General features: G+C 71.6%; 17 protein-coding genes. 6 read left to right on the forward strand and 11 right to left on the reverse strand.

Annotated elements, in window-relative coordinates; all coding sequences use genetic code 11:
• Positions 1-59 precede the first annotated feature (59 nt).
• Positions 60-1,022, forward strand: a complete 963-nt coding sequence (locus tag AVL59_RS05240) for a LysR family transcriptional regulator (RefSeq protein ID WP_067300010.1) — start codon at positions 60-62, stop codon at positions 1,020-1,022.
• 95 nt (positions 1,023-1,117) lie between these two features.
• On the opposite strand, the gene AVL59_RS05245 is transcribed toward AVL59_RS05240, so the two are convergent.
• Entirely contained in the window at positions 1,118-1,879 is a 762-nt protein-coding gene (locus tag AVL59_RS05245; RefSeq protein WP_067300011.1) for an alpha/beta hydrolase, read from the reverse strand.
• A 131-nt stretch (positions 1,880-2,010) separates the two neighbouring features.
• Here AVL59_RS05245 and AVL59_RS05250 point away from each other — a divergent pair, with 131 nt between their 5' ends.
• Positions 2,011-3,147 (forward strand): adenosine deaminase, encoded by a 1,137-nt coding sequence (locus tag AVL59_RS05250; protein WP_067300012.1) that lies wholly within the window; start codon positions 2,011-2,013, stop codon positions 3,145-3,147.
• A gap of 185 nt (positions 3,148-3,332) precedes the next feature.
• Complete coding sequence (locus AVL59_RS05255; RefSeq protein ID WP_067300013.1) at positions 3,333-3,677, forward strand: ATP-binding protein; 345 nt, start codon at positions 3,333-3,335, stop codon at positions 3,675-3,677.
• A gap of 75 nt (positions 3,678-3,752) precedes the next feature.
• Here AVL59_RS05255 and AVL59_RS05260 read toward each other — a convergent pair whose 3' ends face one another.
• The 5 genes from AVL59_RS05260 to afsQ1 all read right to left on the reverse strand — a co-directional run bounded on the left by AVL59_RS05260 (position 3,753) and on the right by afsQ1 (position 7,577).
• Positions 3,753-3,956 carry a PspC domain-containing protein gene (locus AVL59_RS05260; RefSeq protein WP_067300014.1) on the reverse strand — a complete coding sequence of 68 codons (204 nt, stop codon included), beginning with the start codon at positions 3,954-3,956 and terminating at the stop codon, positions 3,753-3,755.
• Between the two features lie 93 nt (positions 3,957-4,049).
• Positions 4,050-4,610: a VanZ family protein gene (locus tag AVL59_RS05265; RefSeq protein WP_067300015.1), complete on the reverse strand. Its 561-nt coding sequence runs from the start codon at positions 4,608-4,610 to the stop codon at positions 4,050-4,052.
• A 92-nt stretch (positions 4,611-4,702) separates the two neighbouring features.
• Entirely contained in the window at positions 4,703-5,314 is a 612-nt protein-coding gene (locus AVL59_RS05270) for a hypothetical protein (RefSeq protein WP_067300016.1), read from the reverse strand.
• Positions 5,311-6,903, reverse strand: coding sequence for a sensor histidine kinase (locus tag AVL59_RS05275; RefSeq protein WP_067300017.1), 1,593 nt, complete (start codon positions 6,901-6,903; stop codon positions 5,311-5,313). Before AVL59_RS05275 ends, AVL59_RS05270 begins: the two co-directional genes overlap by 4 nt.
• On the reverse strand, positions 6,900-7,577 hold the full coding sequence (afsQ1, locus tag AVL59_RS05280) for a two-component system response regulator AfsQ1 (protein WP_190012869.1): 678 nt from the start codon (positions 7,575-7,577) through the stop codon (positions 6,900-6,902). Before afsQ1 ends, AVL59_RS05275 begins: the two co-directional genes overlap by 4 nt.
• A gap of 250 nt (positions 7,578-7,827) precedes the next feature.
• On the opposite strand from afsQ1, the gene AVL59_RS05285 reads away from it, so the two are divergent.
• Entirely contained in the window at positions 7,828-8,565 is a 738-nt protein-coding gene (locus tag AVL59_RS05285; protein ID WP_067300019.1) for a SigE family RNA polymerase sigma factor, read from the forward strand.
• A gap of 196 nt (positions 8,566-8,761) precedes the next feature.
• Here AVL59_RS05285 and AVL59_RS05290 read toward each other — a convergent pair whose 3' ends face one another.
• On the reverse strand, positions 8,762-9,406 hold the full coding sequence (locus tag AVL59_RS05290) for a uridine kinase family protein (protein WP_237281439.1): 645 nt from the start codon (positions 9,404-9,406) through the stop codon (positions 8,762-8,764).
• 127 nt (positions 9,407-9,533) lie between these two features.
• Between AVL59_RS05290 and AVL59_RS05295 the strand changes: the two genes are divergently transcribed.
• Positions 9,534-9,788, forward strand: coding sequence for a hypothetical protein (locus AVL59_RS05295; protein ID WP_067300020.1), 255 nt, complete (start codon positions 9,534-9,536; stop codon positions 9,786-9,788).
• 72 nt (positions 9,789-9,860) lie between these two features.
• On the opposite strand, the gene AVL59_RS05300 is transcribed toward AVL59_RS05295, so the two are convergent.
• Genes AVL59_RS05300 through deoC form a run of 3 tightly spaced genes read right to left on the reverse strand, consistent with a single transcriptional unit; the run spans position 9,861 to position 13,163 of the window.
• Positions 9,861-10,769, reverse strand: coding sequence for an aldehyde dehydrogenase family protein (locus AVL59_RS05300; protein WP_067300021.1), 909 nt, complete (start codon positions 10,767-10,769; stop codon positions 9,861-9,863).
• The gene (locus AVL59_RS05305) at positions 10,762-12,198 is read right to left on the reverse strand and encodes an aldehyde dehydrogenase family protein (RefSeq protein ID WP_067300022.1); all 1,437 of its coding nucleotides are present in this window, start codon (positions 12,196-12,198) and stop codon (positions 10,762-10,764) included. The genes AVL59_RS05300 and AVL59_RS05305 overlap by 8 nt, the downstream gene beginning before the upstream one ends.
• Before the next feature lie 5 nt (positions 12,199-12,203).
• A complete protein-coding gene (gene deoC / locus AVL59_RS05310; protein ID WP_067300023.1) occupies positions 12,204-13,163 on the reverse strand; it encodes a deoxyribose-phosphate aldolase in 960 nt (319 codons plus the stop codon).
• A gap of 137 nt (positions 13,164-13,300) precedes the next feature.
• Between deoC and AVL59_RS05315 the strand changes: the two genes are divergently transcribed.
• Positions 13,301-14,002, forward strand: coding sequence for a PH domain-containing protein (locus tag AVL59_RS05315; protein ID WP_067300024.1), 702 nt, complete (start codon positions 13,301-13,303; stop codon positions 14,000-14,002).
• A 262-nt stretch (positions 14,003-14,264) separates the two neighbouring features.
• Here the strand turns inward: AVL59_RS05315 and AVL59_RS05320 are convergent, their stop codons facing one another.
• On the reverse strand, positions 14,265-15,911 hold the full coding sequence (locus AVL59_RS05320; RefSeq protein ID WP_067300025.1) for a phospho-sugar mutase: 1,647 nt from the start codon (positions 15,909-15,911) through the stop codon (positions 14,265-14,267).
• Positions 15,912-16,317 lie beyond the last annotated feature (406 nt).

Genomic DNA, 16,317 nt, shown 5'->3' on the forward strand with positions numbered 1-16,317 from the left:
CGAAGCTACGTACGGCCTCGCTCATCCGTCCAATGCATGGATTCGCCATAATCGTTCCCATGGTGCATCAGCAAAGCTCACAGGCTCGCCTGTCACCGTCCAGTGACACAGAAGACATGTCTGAGATGTCGAGGCTGCTCGCCCCGCGCCTCGCCTACTTCGCCGGTGTCGCCCGCACCGAGCACGTCACCCGGGCCGCCCACGAGATGAACGTCCCCCAGTCGACCCTCTCGCGCGCCATGGCCCGCCTGGAACAGGATCTGGGCGTCGACCTGTTCGCCCGTCACGGCCGCACCGTCTCCCTCACCACCGCGGGCCGCACCTTCCTCGCCTCCGTCGAACGCGCCCTGGCGGAGGTCGAGCGGGCCGCCGAGGAGGTGCGCGCCGACGCCGACCCGGCCACCGGCAAGGTGGCCTTCGGCTTCCTGCACACCATGGGCGCCGAGACCGTACCGGGCCTTCTGCACGCCTTCCGCGCGGACCACCCGCGCATCCGCTTCAGCCTCGTCCAGAACTACGGCGAGGCGATGCTGGAGCGGCTGCGCGCGGGCGAGCTGGACCTCTGCCTGACCTCCCCGGTCCCCGACGCCCCCGACCTCGTCGCCCGCCGTCTCGACGAGCAGAAGCTGCGTCTGGTCGTCCCGGCCGACCACCGCCTGGCCGCCCGCCGCCGCATCCGCCTGGCCGAGGCGTCGGACGAAACCTTCGTCACCCTGGAGCCGGGCTATGGCCTGCGCCGCATCACCGACGATCTCTGCGGGCAGGCGGGCTTCCGCCCGAGGGTGGCCTTCGAGGGCGAGGAGGCGGAAACCCTGCGGGGCCTGGTGGCAGCGGGCCTGGGCGTCGCCCTCCTGCCCCCACCGACGGTCCCGCGTCCGGGCGTGGTGGAACTGACGGTGACAGCCCCCAAGGCGGCCCGCGAAATCGGCGTCGCCTGGCTGGCCGACCGCCCGGACACCCCACCAGTGGCCGCCTTCAAGAGGTTCTTGCTCTCCAGAAGAGGGAGCCTCCTGCCCGCTTGAGGGGCGCGGGGCTGTGTTCGACATGCGGCTCCGCCGCGTGGGCGCGAGGAACCACGACACACCCGCGGGCCGAACACGACCCAAGCCCCCGAGCCCTACCGCCGCAACGACTTACCGAACCCCGCGGCCAACGGCATCCGAAGCCCGATGGGCGGCGGAGCGGCAAGCGCATCCTCCACAGGCCGGGAAACCGAACACCCGAACAACGCCCCCATCACGAAGTCCACCGCGAGGTTCAGCACTTCGTCCCGGTGCTGATGCAGCCCATGGCCGTCGGAGTGCACTTCGAACCGGCACACCTCCCGGTTCACCTTCTTCGCCCGCGCCGCGAGGCGGAACGACAGCTCGGGATCGCTGCGCTCGTCGTTCGTGCCGTGCACGATCAGCACCCGCCGCCCCACCAGCTGCTTCACGGGCTCGGCGGGCGCGGCCACATCCTCCTCCGGCAGCCAGGGGGCGACCGCGACCACGGAGCTGACGGCCTCGTGCCCGCCCGCCCGCAGCGCGGCCCGGCCGCCCATGTCCAGGCCGACCAGGCACACGGGAACATCTCCGTACCGTCGTACGACCTCGTCGGCGGCCCATCGCGCGTCCTCCGCCGGATGCGCCTCGCTGCCGTTCCAGCCCCGGTAGCGGTAGTGGACGCTGTGGACGGCCAGCCCCTCCTCGCGGCCCGCGCGGGCGAAGCGGCGGCCCAGGGAGCGGGCGAAGGCGGTCGCCCGGACGAGGGACGGCCGGCGGGCGGACACTTCCTCGCCGCCGGGGAGCAGCAGCACCGCTCCGCTGACCGCCGTCGGCTCCGGGCCGACTGCCCTTCCCAGCCTGGCCGTTCGCACCGGCGTCGCTTGCTGTCCCATGACAGAACAGTGTCAGAAGGCGCGGTGTACGAAACCCGTACGGGCGGTCACCGTTGAGTATCGACGGAAAAGCGCCGTCGCGTCGTGGCGTACCAAGGGTGCTCTACGCGCGTAGGCGTTAGAGTGCGGAAATGACGAGCCAGACTGCACCGACTGGGACCGTCCCGACGAACGTCCTGACGCCGGACCAGATCCGCCGGGCGCCCAAGGTTCTGCTGCACGACCACCTCGACGGCGGGCTCCGCCCCGGAACCGTCGTCGAACTCGCCCGGAAAACGGGCTACTCCCTCCTTCCCGAGACCGACCCCGACAAGCTGGGCATCTGGTTCCGCGAGGCCGCCGACTCCGGCTCGCTGGAACGGTATCTGGAGACCTTCTCGCACACCGTCGGCGTGATGCAGACCCGGGAGTCGCTGGTGCGGGTCGCCCGGGAGTGCGCCGAGGACCTCGCCGAGGACGGCGTCGTCTACGCCGAGGTGCGGTACGCGCCCGAGCAGCACCTGGAGGGCGGGCTCAGCCTCGAAGAGGTCGTCGAGGCGGTCAACGAGGGCTTCCGGCAGGGAGAGCGGCTCGCCCGGGACAACGGCCACCGCATCCGGGTCGGCGCTCTGCTGACCGCCATGCGGCACGCGGCCCGCGCCCTGGAGATCGCCGAACTCGCCAACCGGTACCGGGACCTGGGCGTGGTGGGCTTCGACATCGCGGGCGCCGAGGCCGGCTATCCGCCCACCCGGCACCTGGACGCCTTCGAGTACCTCAAGCGCGAGAACAACCACTTCACCATCCACGCCGGCGAGGCCTTCGGGCTGCCCTCCATCTGGCAGGCGCTGCAGTGGTGCGGCGCGGACCGGCTGGGGCACGGGGTGCGGATCATCGACGACATCGAGGTCGGCGAGGACGGCTCGGTGCGGCTCGGCCGGCTGGCCTCGTACGTCCGGGACAAGCGCATCCCGCTGGAGCTGTGCCCCAGCTCCAACCTGCAGACGGGGGCCGCGTCCTCCTATGCCGAGCACCCGATCGGGCTGCTGCGGCGACTCCACTTCAGGGCGACGGTCAACACGGACAACCGGCTGATGTCGCACACCAGCATGAGCCGGGAATTTGAGCATCTCGTCGACGCCTTTGGTTACACCCTCGACGATCTGCAATGGTTCTCCGTCAATGCGATGAAATCGGCGTTCATTCCTTTCGATGAACGACTGGCAATGATCAATGACGTGGTCAAGCCCGGATATGCAGAGCTCAAATCCGAATGGCTGTTCAGTTAGGCGCCCTCCACCAGCGGTTCTTCCGGTTCGCGCGGAGAGCTGCGCGTTGATCGGTGGCGTGGAATGCGGACGGGCCTTCACAATCCGTCCGCATTTCGGTGTTTGCGGCGTGCGGTGCGGCGTGTTTACGGTCGTGAAACGCTCGTTTTTTATTTCCCGTCTCCGTATTCAAGGACGCATTCACAATGAAGCAGTCTGCTGTCAAGACTCTCGGTGTCGCCGCCCTCGGTGCCGCCTTCGCCGCAGTCGGGGCGGGCGCCGCGGCCGCGGCACCTGCCGTCCCGGACGCGACGCAGGCCCTGGACTCCGTCACCAGGACGCTGCCTGCCCAGAACGTCGGCCAGGCGCTGCCGGGCGCCGGCCAGACGCTCGCGCAGGGGCAGAGCGCCGTCGGTACCGGGATGGCCGCCGCCCGCCCGGTCGTCCCCGCGGCCCCGCAGGGCGCGTCGGCCAGCGGGCTGATCGGCGGACTGCCGCTGTCGGACCTGCCCACGCACGGTGCGCCGGTCAAGGGCATCCAGCTCAGCTGACGTCCACCGCGCGAGAACGCCGCTGGGGCGCCCCGGAACGGTCCGGGAGCGCCCCAGCGGCGTTCGTACGTCCGCTCACCAGGCGGCGGTGCGGGCCTTGTCCTCGGCCGGGAGCAGGATCCACAGCGCTATGTAGAGCAGGAACTGCGGGCCGGGCAGCAGACAGGACAGCAGGAAGATCACCCGCATCGTGGTCGCGGAGGTGCCGAAGCGCCGTGCCAGCGCTGCGCACACTCCGCCGATCATGCGGCCGTGGGTGGGGCGGGCAAGGGCGGTCATGTCGGCTCCTTCGTGAGCTTCGTCGGAGGCGGCCCGACCGGCTGCCTCATCTGCCGTCCACGGTACGGAGACGAAGGGGGCCAAAGCGTCGCTCTACGGGGCGATCCCGACCCTGGGAATCGTCGGGGTCCGCCCCTGAGGGAGGTCCTCCTGAACGGTGAGCTTCCCGGTCGTCAAGGGCTCGCGCTCGGCCCGCCGACGCAGCCGGGCCCGCCCGGCGGGCACCACGGCCAGATGGGCCAGCGCCACCCCGACGGTGTTCAGCAGCAGCGAGTCGACGTCCACGACCCTGCCGGGCACACCGGTCTGCAGCAGGGCGATCCCCAGGGAGATCAGGGCACCCGCGGCCGACGTACGGATCAGGGAGGCCAGCGGGGAGACGGCGAGCCTGCCGTGCGCCATCGGCAGCAGCACGCCCAGCGGCGCGAGCAGGGCCAGCCCCTCACCCAGGGGCCTGGCCGCCGCGGGCCAGCCGAGCGCCAGATCGGCCCGGATACCGGCCAGCGGGCGCAGGTTGGCGGGCATCACCCAGGGCACGTCCAGGGGCCGCAGCATCAGCCAGGCGACGAGCGCGAGATGCGCGGCGAGGAGGACACTCCCCGTCGCACGGATGTGGATCGCGGCGCTGCCGCCCATGAAGCCTTGACGCTGCACGACCCCCTAGACGCACCCGTGTGCACGATCGGTTCCGCTTCCGTCACGCGGATGCACATGAGGTGTCCACCACACCGGCCCGTCACGGCCGCTCAGCCCGCCGTGACCTCGCTGGAGGGCGGCTCGGTGCTGCCCGGCCGGTTGCGGACGTCGTCGGTGCACTCGTAGCGGCGCAGCGGCTGGGTGCCCGGGCCGCCCATGATCACCGAGCCGTCGCCCTCCGTCGCCGCCGAGTCGGACAGCGTGCACACGAGCTGGGCAAGGGCGTAGGAGGTGAGCCGGGCCGGTGCGGTGCTCAGCCGCAGCGTGTCCTCCGGGTCCTTCGGGCCCGGCCCGGCCACGCCCAGGCCGCCGGGCACGTACGTCGCGTAGCCCGCCGCCCGCTCGGCAGGCGAGGGGGACGCGGCGAGCTGGTCCAGCAGGCCCTGCGCCACGATGACCCGGCGGCGCGCGTCCGGGGTGCCGTCCGGGACCGGCACGGTCCGGTCGACGGTCACCAGGGACGAACCGCACAGCAGGAAGACCTGCACGGGAACGCCGTGCGAGGACTGCGTCGACAGATCGGACCCGGCCAGCGAGCACGGCACCCGGGAGGGCGCCGCGCCGAAGTCCGTCGGCACCTCCGTGGCTCGGATCCCGCATCCGGTGAGCAGCCAGGCGAGGAGGGGCAGCGCCAGCAGGCGCCGTCTGTTCCCCGCGGTCATGACCCCTCCTTCCCGGAATCCCCGGCCTTGTCGTCCTTGGTGCCCTCGTCGTTCTCCTCCGTCAGCCGTGAGGCGTCCTGCGGCAGCCGCAGCGTGAACACCGCGCCGCCGTCGGGGGAGTTGGCGGCGGTGATCTCGCCGCCGTGGATATGGGCGTTCTCCATGGCGATGGACAGGCCCAGACCGCTGCCCTCGGAGCGGGGCCGGGAGGCGCTCGCCTTGTAGAAGCGGTCGAAGACGTGCGGCAGGACGTCCTCGGGGATGCCGGGCCCGTGGTCGCGCACCGCGACGACCAGATCGGCATCCTCTTTGTCGTCAATGCGCACCGACACCCGCACCGGCGAGCCGCCGTGCTTGAGCGCGTTGCCGATCAGGTTGGCGAGGATCACGTCCAGGCGGCGCGGGTCGAGGCGGGCGTGGATGCCGCGCTCGGCGTCCAGCTCCACGGCGTCCAGCCAGGCACGGGCGTCGATGCAGGCGGTGATCTGGTCGGCGATGTCGACGTCGTCCAGGACCAGCCGGGCGGTGCCCGCGTCGAAGCGGGTGACCTCCATCAGGTTCTCGACCAGGTCGTTCAGCCGCCGGGTCTCGCTGACCACCAGCCGTACGGCCGGCTCGATCATCGGGTCGATGCTCCCGGCGTCCGCGTCCAGCTCCTCCTCCAGCACCTCCGTGACGGCGGTGATGGCGGTCAGCGGGGTGCGCAGCTCGTGCGACATGTCGGCGACGAAGCGGCGCGAGGCCTCGTCCCGCGCTGCCATGTCCGCGACCCGTTTCTCCAGCGCCTCGGCCGCGTTGTTGAACGTCCGGGACAGATCGGCGAGTTCGTCGGTGCCCGTCACCCGTAGCCGGGTGTCCAGCCTGCCCTCGCCGAGCCGCCGGGCGGCCGCCCCGAGGCGTTGCACCGGCTTCAGCACGGTCGTGGCGGCGGCCTGCGCGAGCAGCGCCGAGCCGATCAGCGCGAGGCCCGTCGCGATCCCGAGCGACCAGGCCAGCGAGTTGAGGTCCTTGGCCTCCGGCTCCAGCGACTTGGCCATGTAGCCCGTCGGACCGCCGCCGATCAGCCGCGTGCCGGCCACCAGAGACGGCGTGCCGCGGTCGTCGACCCGCTGCCAGTACAGGTGGTACGGCGACTTGTTGGCGCCGGTCACCTTCTGCCGCTTGTTCACCGCGGCGCTCAGCGACTTCGGGACGTCCTCCATCGAGAAGCCGTTGATGCCGCCCGAATTGCCGTACACGGTCTTGCCGTCAGCGTCCTGGGCGACCAGCAGCACGCTGAACCGCTGGCTGCTGCCGGCCATCTGGCCCGCGGCGCGCTGCAGTTCGTCCTGCGTGGGGTGCGCCGGCAGCGCACCCGCACGGTTCTGCATCTCCTGCTGGAAGTCGCGCAGCACCGCGTCCTGGGCGCGGGTGAGCACGGCCTCCCGGTTCAGCCAGTAGGCGATGCCCGACGCCGACACCGCGGCGGTGAGCGCGACCAGACCGAAGACGACGACCAGCCGCAGCCTGAGGCTGGTGAACCGCAGCCGCGACAGATTTCCCTTGCGGCCCGCGGCCCAGCCGCGCAGCCCCCCTTGCGTATCGGTCACTGAGGAGTGTCCAGGCGGTAGCCGACACCACGGACGGTACGGATCAGGGTCGGGGACGAGGGCACGTCCTCCACCTTGGCGCGCAGCCGCTGTACGCACGCGTCCACCAGGCGCGAGTCGCCCAGGTAGTCGTGCTCCCACACCAGCCGCAGCAGCTGCTGGCGCGACAGCGCCTGGCCGGGCCGCCGGCTCAGCTCCAGCAGCAGCCTCAGCTCGGTCGGCGTCAGCTGCAGGTCCTCGCCGTTCTTCGTCACGGTCATCGCCGACCGGTCGATGACGAGGCTCCCGAAGGTCGCCGAGTCGCTGGACTCGCGCTCCCCGCGCCGCAGCACGGCGCGGATCCGGGCGTCCAGCACCCGGCCCTGCACCGGCTTGACGACGTAGTCGTCGGCACCGGACTCCAGTCCGACCACCACGTCGATGTCATCGCTGCGGGCGGTCAGCAGGATGATCGGCAGCTGGTCGGTGCGCCGGATGCGCCGGCACACCTCGAACCCGTCGATGCCGGGCAGCATCACGTCCAGCACGATCAGATCCGGCCGCTGTTCGCGCAGCAGCTTCAGACCGTCCTCACCGCTGGCAGCGGTGGCCACCCGGTGGCCCTGGCGCGTCAGAGAGAGCTCCAGGGCCGTGCGGATGGCGTCGTCGTCCTCGATCAGCAACAGGGAAGGCACGGGCACATTCTGGCCCATGGACGGCCTCCCGTACGACCTGTGGTCGAGGTGTGGTGTCCACCGCCTCGCCCGCGCCCGCCGGCACCACCCCCTGTGTCCGGGCCGTGACCCGGCTGGGCCGGACCCCTGTGACAGGTCTGTGACAGTCGGCGGACACGGCCATGAAGGTCACTCGGCAAGCTTTTCGGCACAGGCAAGGAAGCAACACCGAGCAGGCCGGACACCGGAAGTCCACGACGGGGAGCGCGAGATGAACACGCTGCACAGCATCAGCACCAGCGCAGTGGTCACGCGTCTGCACGACGTGCACCGGGGTTCCGAGAAGTCCGGCGCCGTGAGCGGGCGGGGGTGCGCTCGCGGCGCCGGACGTCAGCACGCCGGATACATGACGGTGGTTGACGCGTACACGGGGGAATCGCACGGGGGATCCGCGTACAGGGAGGACTCGGGGGAGCGCCGTTCGCTGACCGAGGCGGAGTTCACCGCCTACGTCCAGGAGCGCCGCGCCTCCCTGTACGCCACCGCCTACCACCTGACCGGCGACCGCTTCGAGGCCGAGGACCTGCTGCAGAGCGCGCTGTTCTCGACGTACAAGGCGTGGGAGCGGATCAGCGACAAGGCGGCGGTCGGCGGCTACCTGCGCCGCACCATGACCAACCTGCACATCAGCGCCTGGCGGCGCCGCAAGCTCAACGAGTACCCGACCGAGGAACTGCCGGAGACGCCCGGCGAGACGGACGCGATGCGCGGCACCGAGCTGCGCGCGGTCCTGTGGCAGGCGCTGGCCCGGCTGCCCGAACTCCAGCGCACCATGCTGGTCCTGCGCTACTACGAGGGCCGTACGGACCCGGAGATCGCGGAGATCCTCGGCATCAGTGTCGGCACGGTGAAGTCCAGCATCTGGCGGTCGCTCCGCCGGCTGCGCGAGGACGAGGTCCTCAGCTTCGGCCGTGACGAGGAGAACGCCTTCGGCGAACTGGTCGCCTGAAGGCAGGGGCCGCTGGGGGGCGGCCCCGCGGGGGGAAAACGGGGGACCACCGGGGGGTGGGCCCGCGGGGGAAACACGGGGGAGCACGAAGAAGCGGGACTGGAGGGCCGGGGGGTCCGTCCAGTCCCGCTTTGCGTTTCTCCGCGCCCGAACCGGCGCCGCTCTCGCGGACGTCGTTGCTCGCCGTCCTGGTTCCTCAAGTGAGGGTCGCGGTGTTCTTCGCGTGTGCGTGCCGCCCCGCCGCGGCGGCCGCCAGCCGGCTCAGGGCCTCGTCGCGGTCGCAGGGGTGGGCACCCAGGGAGACCTGGCGGGTCACGATCGAGCGCTCGGCACGCATCAGCCGCCAGCCGCGGCGGATCAGGAACGGCACCGACTTGCGGCCCTCCTTGAGATCCCGCAGGAAACGCCGGCGGAAGGTGGCGGCCGGACCGCGGTTCAGGCACAGGGCGTCCGCCAGCAGGCCCAGCTCACGGCAGCGCTCCACGATCTCCGCGGCGAAGATGCCCTCGGCGATGAACAGCGGCGTGCGCTCGATGCACAGCGTCCGCTCTCCGGTGCGGGCGCTCAGCGAGATGTCGTACACCGGAACGGGCGTCGACCCCGTCGCGCAGAGGCGGGCGATGGCCTCCACCGCGACGTCCGCGTCCCATGACTCGGGGTGGTCCCAGTCGATGTCCGAACTCCCGTCCACCAGGGGCAGGGTCGGGTCGTCGCCCTCCTTGTAGAAGTCGTCGAGGCGCAGAACGGGCAGCCCGGAACGGGCGGCGACGAGTGACTTGCCAGAGCCCGAAGGGCCGCACAGCAGCACGACACGGGCGGGGGGCGGCGGATGAATGCTCACGGAACACCAGTTTGACGTATGGCGCGGCTCCTGCCGACCCCGCGGGTCGGCTTTGGAGCGCGCATCACATTTCAATTACTATTCGTGCCTATACGATCACCCTAAGTAATGAAAGGTGGTATCGGAAATGGCACGACATGTCTCCCCCCGCACCCTCGCCGTCCAGCGCGCCCTGGGGGCGTTCGCGCTCGCCGGTGCGGTCTTGGGGGCGGCGGCCGCGGCCGCGCACGCCCACCCGCTCGCCGCGGCGGCCGCACGCCCCGCCGTCGCCCCCCTCGACGGCGGCGCACTCAGCGACTTCACCGGCCCGTTGGTCCAGGCGGACATCCCCTTGGTGCAGTCACTGGAGGGGACGGGAGGGTTCCTCACCGGACAGAGCTGAGATCCGCGCACGAGGAGAGCCGTGCCGCCCCCGGACGGAGGGGCGGCACGGCTCTCGGTCTGCGGGGCGTCGTCAGTACGACGAGCCGGACGCGCCCAGCGAACCCGTCGGGTGCCAGACCGTCTTCGTCTCCAGGAACGCCGTCATGCGCTCGGTGCCCGGAGCCTCGGACCAGTTGTCCACAGCCTGTGGACGAAGCACCCGCTTCAGGTTGTCCGCGGCGGCGATCTCCAGCTCCTTCGCCAGCGCCTCGTCGGCGCCCGCGAGGTCGATCGCGTTGACGTCCTGGTGCGCGGCCAGGGGCGCCGCGATCTCCGCCGCACGGCCGGACAGGACGTTGACGACACCGCCGGGCAGGTCGGAGGTGGCCAGGACCTCGCCCAGGGACAGGGCGGGCAGCGGGGCCTTCTCGGACGTCACGACGACCGCCGTGTTGCCGGTCGCGATCACCGGGGCGATCACCGAGACCAGGCCGAGGAAGGACGACTCCTGCGGCGCCAGCACGGCGACCACACCTGTCGGCTCGGGGGAGGACAGGTTGAAGAACGGGCCCGCGACCGGGTTCCCGCCGCCCACGACCTGGGCGATCTTGTCGGTCCAGCCCGCGTACCAGACCCAGCGGTCGATCGCGGCGTCCACGACCGCGGCGGCCTTCGCCTTCGACAGGCCCTCGGCGTCGGCGACCTCGCGGACGAACTGCTCCTTGCGGCCCTCCAGCATCTCCGCGATGCGGTAGAGGATCTGGCCGCGGTTGTACGCCGTCGCGCCGGACCAGCCGCCGAACGCCTTGCGGGCGGCGACCGCCGCGTCACGGGCGTCCTTGCGGGAGGAGAGGGGCGCGTTCGCCAGCCACTTGCCCTTGGAGTCGGTCACCTCGTACACCCGGCCGCTCTCGGAACGCGGGAACTTCCCGCCGACGTACAGCTTGTAGGTCTTGAAGACCGAAAGTCGCAGGTCGGTCTTTTCCGTCTTCTCAGACATCGAGGTACGCCTCCAGGCCGTGGCGGCCGCCCTCGCGGCCGAAGCCCGACTCCTTGTAGCCGCCGAACGGCGAGGTCGGGTCGAACTTGTTGAACGTGTTGGACCAGATCACGCCCGCGCGGAGCTTGCTCGCCACCGCCAGGATGCGGGAGCCCTTCTCGGTCCAGATGCCCGCCGAAAGGCCGTACTGCGTGTTGTTGGCCTTGGCGACGGCCTCGTCCGGCGTACGGAAGGTGAGGACCGAGAGCACCGGGCCGAAGATCTCGTCGCGGGCGACGGTGTGTGCCTGGGTGACGTTCGTGAACAGCGTCGGGGCGAACCAGTAGCCGCTCCCCGGGAGGTCGCAGGCCGGGGACCAGCGCTCGGCGCCCTCCGCCTCGCCCTGCTCGGCCAGCGCGGTGATCCGGGCCAGCTGCTCGGCGGAGTTGATCGCGCCGATGTCGGTGTTCTTGTCGAGCGGGTCGCCGAGGCGCAGCGTCGAGAGCCTGCGCTTGAGGGAGTCGAGCAGCTCGTCGTGGATCGACTCCTGCACCAGCAGGCGGCTGCCCGCGCAGCAGACCTGGCCCTGGTTGAAGAAGATGCCGGTCACGATGCCCTCGACGGCCTGGTCGATCGGGGCGTCGTCGAAGACGATGTTGGCGCCCTTGCCGCCCAGTTCGAGGGTGAGCTTCTTGCGGGTGCCCGCGACGGTCCGCGCGATCTCCTTGCCCACGGCCGTGGAGCCGGTGAAGGCGACCTTGTTCACGTCCGGGTGCGCGACGAGGGCCGCGCCCGTGTCGCCGTAGCCCGGAAGGATGTTGACGACACCCTTGGGCAGGCCCGCCTGGCGGCAGATGTCCGCGAAGAACAGGGCGGACAGAGGGGTCGTCTCGGCGGGCTTGAGGACGACCGTGTTGCCGGTCGCGAGGGCCGGGGCGATCTTCCACGCCAGCATCAGGAGCGGGAAGTTCCAGGGGATGACCTGGCCGGCCACGCCCAGCGGCCGCGGGTTCGCGCCGTAACCGGCGTGGTCGAGCTTGTCGGCCCAGCCCGCGTAGTAGAAGAAGTGCGCGGCGACCAGCGGGAGGTCCGCGTCGCGGGTCTCCTTGATCGGCTTGCCGTTGTCCAGCGTCTCCAGGACGGCCAGCTCGCGGCTGCGCTCCTGGATGATGCGGGCGATGCGGAAGAGGTACTTGGCGCGCTCGGAGCCGGGCAGCGCCGACCACTTCTCGAACGCCTTGCGGGCGGCCTTCACCGCGCGCTCGACGTCCGCCTCACCGGCCTGGGCGACCTCGGAGAGGACCTCCTCGGTGGACGGCGAGACGGTCTTGAAGACCTTGCCGTCGGCCGCCTCGGCGAACTCGCCGTCGATGAAGAGGCCGTAGGAAGGGGCGATGTCGACGACGGAGCGGGACTCGGGCGCCGGGGCGTACTCGAATACGGAAGCCATGTTGATCAGTCCACCGTCACGTAGTCGGGGCCGGAGTAGCGGCCGGTGGCCAGCTTCTGGCGCTGCATCAGCAGGTCGTTCAGGAGCGAGGAGGCGCCGAAGCGGAACCAGTGGTTGTCCAGCCAGTCCGCGCCCGCGGTCTCGTTGACCAGGACCAGGAACTTGATCGCGTCCTTGCTGGTACGGATGCCGCCCGCGGGCTTCACGCCGATCTGGACGCCGGTCTGGGCGCGGAAGTCGCGCACCGCCTCCAGCATGAGGAGGGTGTTGGCGGGGGTCGCGTTGACGGCGACCTTGCCGGTCGACGTCTTGATGAAGTCCGCGCCCGCCAGCATGCCCAGCCAGCTCGCCCGGCGGATGTTGTCGTACGTCGACAGCTCGCCGGTCTCGAAGATGACCTTCAGCCGGGCGCTCGTCCCGCAGGCCTCCTTCACGGCGACGATCTCGTCGTACACCTTCAGGTACTTGCCCGAGAGGAACGCGCCCCGGTCGATGACCATGTCGATCTCGTCGGCGCCCGCGGCGACGGCGTCACGGACGTCGGCCAGCTTGACGTCGAGGGCGGCGCGGCCGGCCGGGAAGGCGGTGGCGACCGAGGCGACCTTCACGCCGGAGCCGGCGACGGCCTCCTTGGCGACGGCCACCATGTCGGGGTAGACGCAGACGGCCGCCGTGGTGGGGGTCGTCCGGTCCGTCGGGTCCGGGTGGACCGCCTTGGCGCCGAGCGCCCGGACCTTGCCCGGGGTGTCCGCGCCTTCCAGCGTCGTCAGGTCGACCATCGAGATGGCGAGGTCGATGGCGTACGCCTTCGCGGTGGTCTTGATGGAACGGGTGCCGAGAGACGCGGCGCGCGCCTCCAGGCCGACCGCGTCGACGCCGGGCAGCCCGTGGAGGAAGCGGCGCAGCGTGCTGTCGGACGCGGTGACGTCAGCGAGAGCATGTGCTGTGGGTGCAGTGGTGGGCATGGTCACCAGACGAGCATATCTACGCGCGTAGTTTCTGTATAGCCCCGGGCGCTCATTGCCTGGTCGGACATCACGGATGAGCGCCGGTATCAGGCCGCGTAGGGGCGGCCGCCGCGGCTTCGGGCAGAATCGGGACCATGACGACCCCGGACCACCAGTCACCCGCGCCACAGCCTCCGGTGCCCGCCGCCAAGGACCGGATCTACCGTTCGCCGCTGGCGCTGGTGGCCGGCGTGCTGCTGCTCGCGCTCGTCGGCTGGCTGGGCTTCGACGCGCTGTTCCACGGCAGCGGGCGCACACCCTGGCTCGCGCTCGCCGGGCTCATCCTGATCGTGCCGCTGGTGATCGCCTTCACGCTGCGCCCGGCCGTCTACGCGAACGACGAGCGGCTGCGGCTCCGCAACCCCTTCCGGGTGATCACCGTGCCCTGGGGCGAGATCGCCTCCCTGCGCTCCGGATACACCAACGAGGTCGTCACCAAGTCCGGCGCCAAGTACCAGCTGTGGGCCGTCCCCGTCTCGCTGCGCGCCCGCAAGAAGGCGGCACGCCGGCAGGCGCGGGTGGAATCCGCCACGAGAGGCGGCGGGCGCGGGGTGCTCGGCGGGCGGCCCGGGGGGCTGGGCCTGGGCGGGTTCGGAGGGTTCGGGGACGCCGACGCCTCCACCGGTCCGACGCGCGCCGAGACCGACAAGATCATGGACGACCTGCGGGAGATGCTGGAGCGGCACGGCGAGACGGAGCAGGCGCAGGGGGAGGTCAGCGTGCGCTGGGGGTACGAGGTGGCCGTGCCCGCGGTGGCCGGGGCGGTGCTGCTGGCGATCCTGCTGGCCACCGGCTGAGGCAGGGGGCCGCGTCTTTCACCCGCACCGCTCGTGCGGGTTTCGTGGCCGGGTGCGGGTGGCCCTCGGGGGAGGGGCGACTCGCCGTCGGCGGCTTGCGGATGGTTCCGTCCGTTCGGCCGCCAGGTCTTCGCCGTGACCCACGGCCCGCGCGAACGTCGTGGCGCGGATCCCCGCCGGCTCGCGGCGCGGTGTCAACCGGCGGCCGGCCGCTGAAAAGGGGTGCCCCGGGCGGGGGGCACCCCTTCGTCGTGCGTGCGGGTCAGATGCCGGCCGCCGCCGACAGGTCCCGCTTCAGCGCGGTCAGCAGTTCGTCGGCCTTCGCACGGGCCGCCGGGAGCCCGGCGTGTGCGGCGACCGGGACGACAACCTCCAGGTAGCACTTCAGCTTGGGCTCGGTGCCGCTGGGGCGGACGATGACGCGGGCGCCGTCGAGCGTGTAGCGCAGGCCGTCGGTGGGCGGGAGCGTGTCCGTGCCCCGGGTGAGGTCCTCGGCGCGGACGACCCGCAGGCCCGCCAGCTCGGTCGGGGGCTGTTCGCGCAGGCGGCGCATCGCGTCCGCGATGACGGAGAGATCCTGCACGCGGACCGACAGCTGGTCCGTGGCGTGCAGGCCGTGCTCCACGGCGAGGTCGTCGAGCAGGTCGAGGAGGGTGCGGCCCTGCTCCTTGAGGACGGAGGCCAGCTCCGTGATCAGAAGCGCGGCCGTGATGCCGTCCTTGTCGCGTACGCCCTCGGGGTCCACGCAGTAGCCGAGGGCCTCCTCGTAGCCGTAGCGCAGGCCCTCCACGCGGGCGATCCACTTGAAGCCGGTGAGGGTCTCCTCGTACGGCAGGCCCGCCTTCTCGGCGATGCGGCCGAGGAGGGAGGAGGAGACGATCGACTCCGCGAAGGTGCCGGTGGCGCCGCGGGCCACCAGGTGGGCGGCGAGCAGCGCGCCGACCTCGTCGCCGCGCAGCATCCGCCAGGCGTCCCCGGCCTTGACGGCCACGGCGCAGCGGTCGGCGTCGGGGTCGTTGGCGATGACCAGGTCCGGGTCGGTCGTACGGGCCTGGGCGAACGCCAGGTCCATGGCGCCCGGCTCCTCCGGGTTGGGGAAGGCCACCGTCGGGAAGTCCGGGTCCGGGTCGGCCTGCTCGGCGACCAGTACCGGCGCGGGGAAGCCGGCCCGGGCGAAGGCGGCCAGCAGGACGTCGCGGCCGACGCCGTGCATCGCCGTGTAGACCGTGCGGGCGGTGCGGGGGGAGCCGGGGGCGAGGACCTCGTCGGTACGGGCCAGGTAGGCGTCCAGGACCGTGTCGTCCAGGGTCTCCCAGCCGGTGTCCGGGCGGGGGACGTCGTTCAGGGAGGCGATCGCGTCGATCTCGGCGGCGATCTCCGCGTCGGCGGGCGGGACGATCTGGGAGCCGTCGCCGAGGTACACCTTGTAGCCGTTGTCGCGGGGCGGATTGTGGCTGGCGGTGACCTCCACGCCCGCGACCGCGCCCAGGTGCCTTATCGCGAAGGCCAGGACGGGGGTGGGGAGGGGGCGGGGGAGTACGGCCGCACGCAGGCCGGCGCCGATCATGACGGCGGCGGTGTCGCGGGCGAAGTCGGCGGACTTGTGGCGGGCGTCGTATCCGATGACGACGAGTCCGGCGCCTGCGTCCCCCCGGCGGGGCTCGTTCTTCTTCAGGTAGGCGGCGAGGCCGGCGGCGGCGCGGATGACGACGCCGCGGTTCATGCGCATCGGGCCGGCGCCGAGTTCGCCTCGCAGGCCGGCGGTGCCGAACTGCAGCGTGCCGCTGAACCGGGCCGACAGTTCCGTGATGTCACCGGCGTCGATCAGCTCGGCCAGTTCGTCGCGGGTTTCCTGGTCCGGGTCCTCGGCGAGCCACGCCTTGGCCCGGGCGATGAGATCGTCGTGCACCTTGGGATCAACCTCTCCTTGTCTCCGCTGGGGGCTCCGCCCCCAGACCCCCGTCCGCCCACCCGCCCACCCGACTCGGTCGGCTGAAAAGTGAACGGGCGGTGTCGCGCTCCGCGGCACCACAGCACCGTGGCCCGCTCACGCTCCGCAGCGCCTGCGGCGTGCTCGCTCCCGCGTGGCACCTGCGGTCCGTGCGCGTCCGTGTGGCACCTGCGGTCCGTGCGCGTCCGTGTGGCACCTGCGGTCCGTGCGCGTCCGTGTGGCACCTGCGGTCCGTGCGCGTCCGTGTGGCACCTGCGGTGCGCATGCGCACCGCGGCGTCTGCGGTCCGTTCCGGCTCCGCAACGCCTCCGGCGTGCTCGCATCCGCGTGGCGCCTGCGGCCTGCTTGCGCCCCGTGGCGCCTG

It is taken from the genome of Streptomyces griseochromogenes, assembly GCF_001542625.1.
Lineage (GTDB): Bacteria > Actinomycetota > Actinomycetes > Streptomycetales > Streptomycetaceae > Streptomyces > Streptomyces griseochromogenes.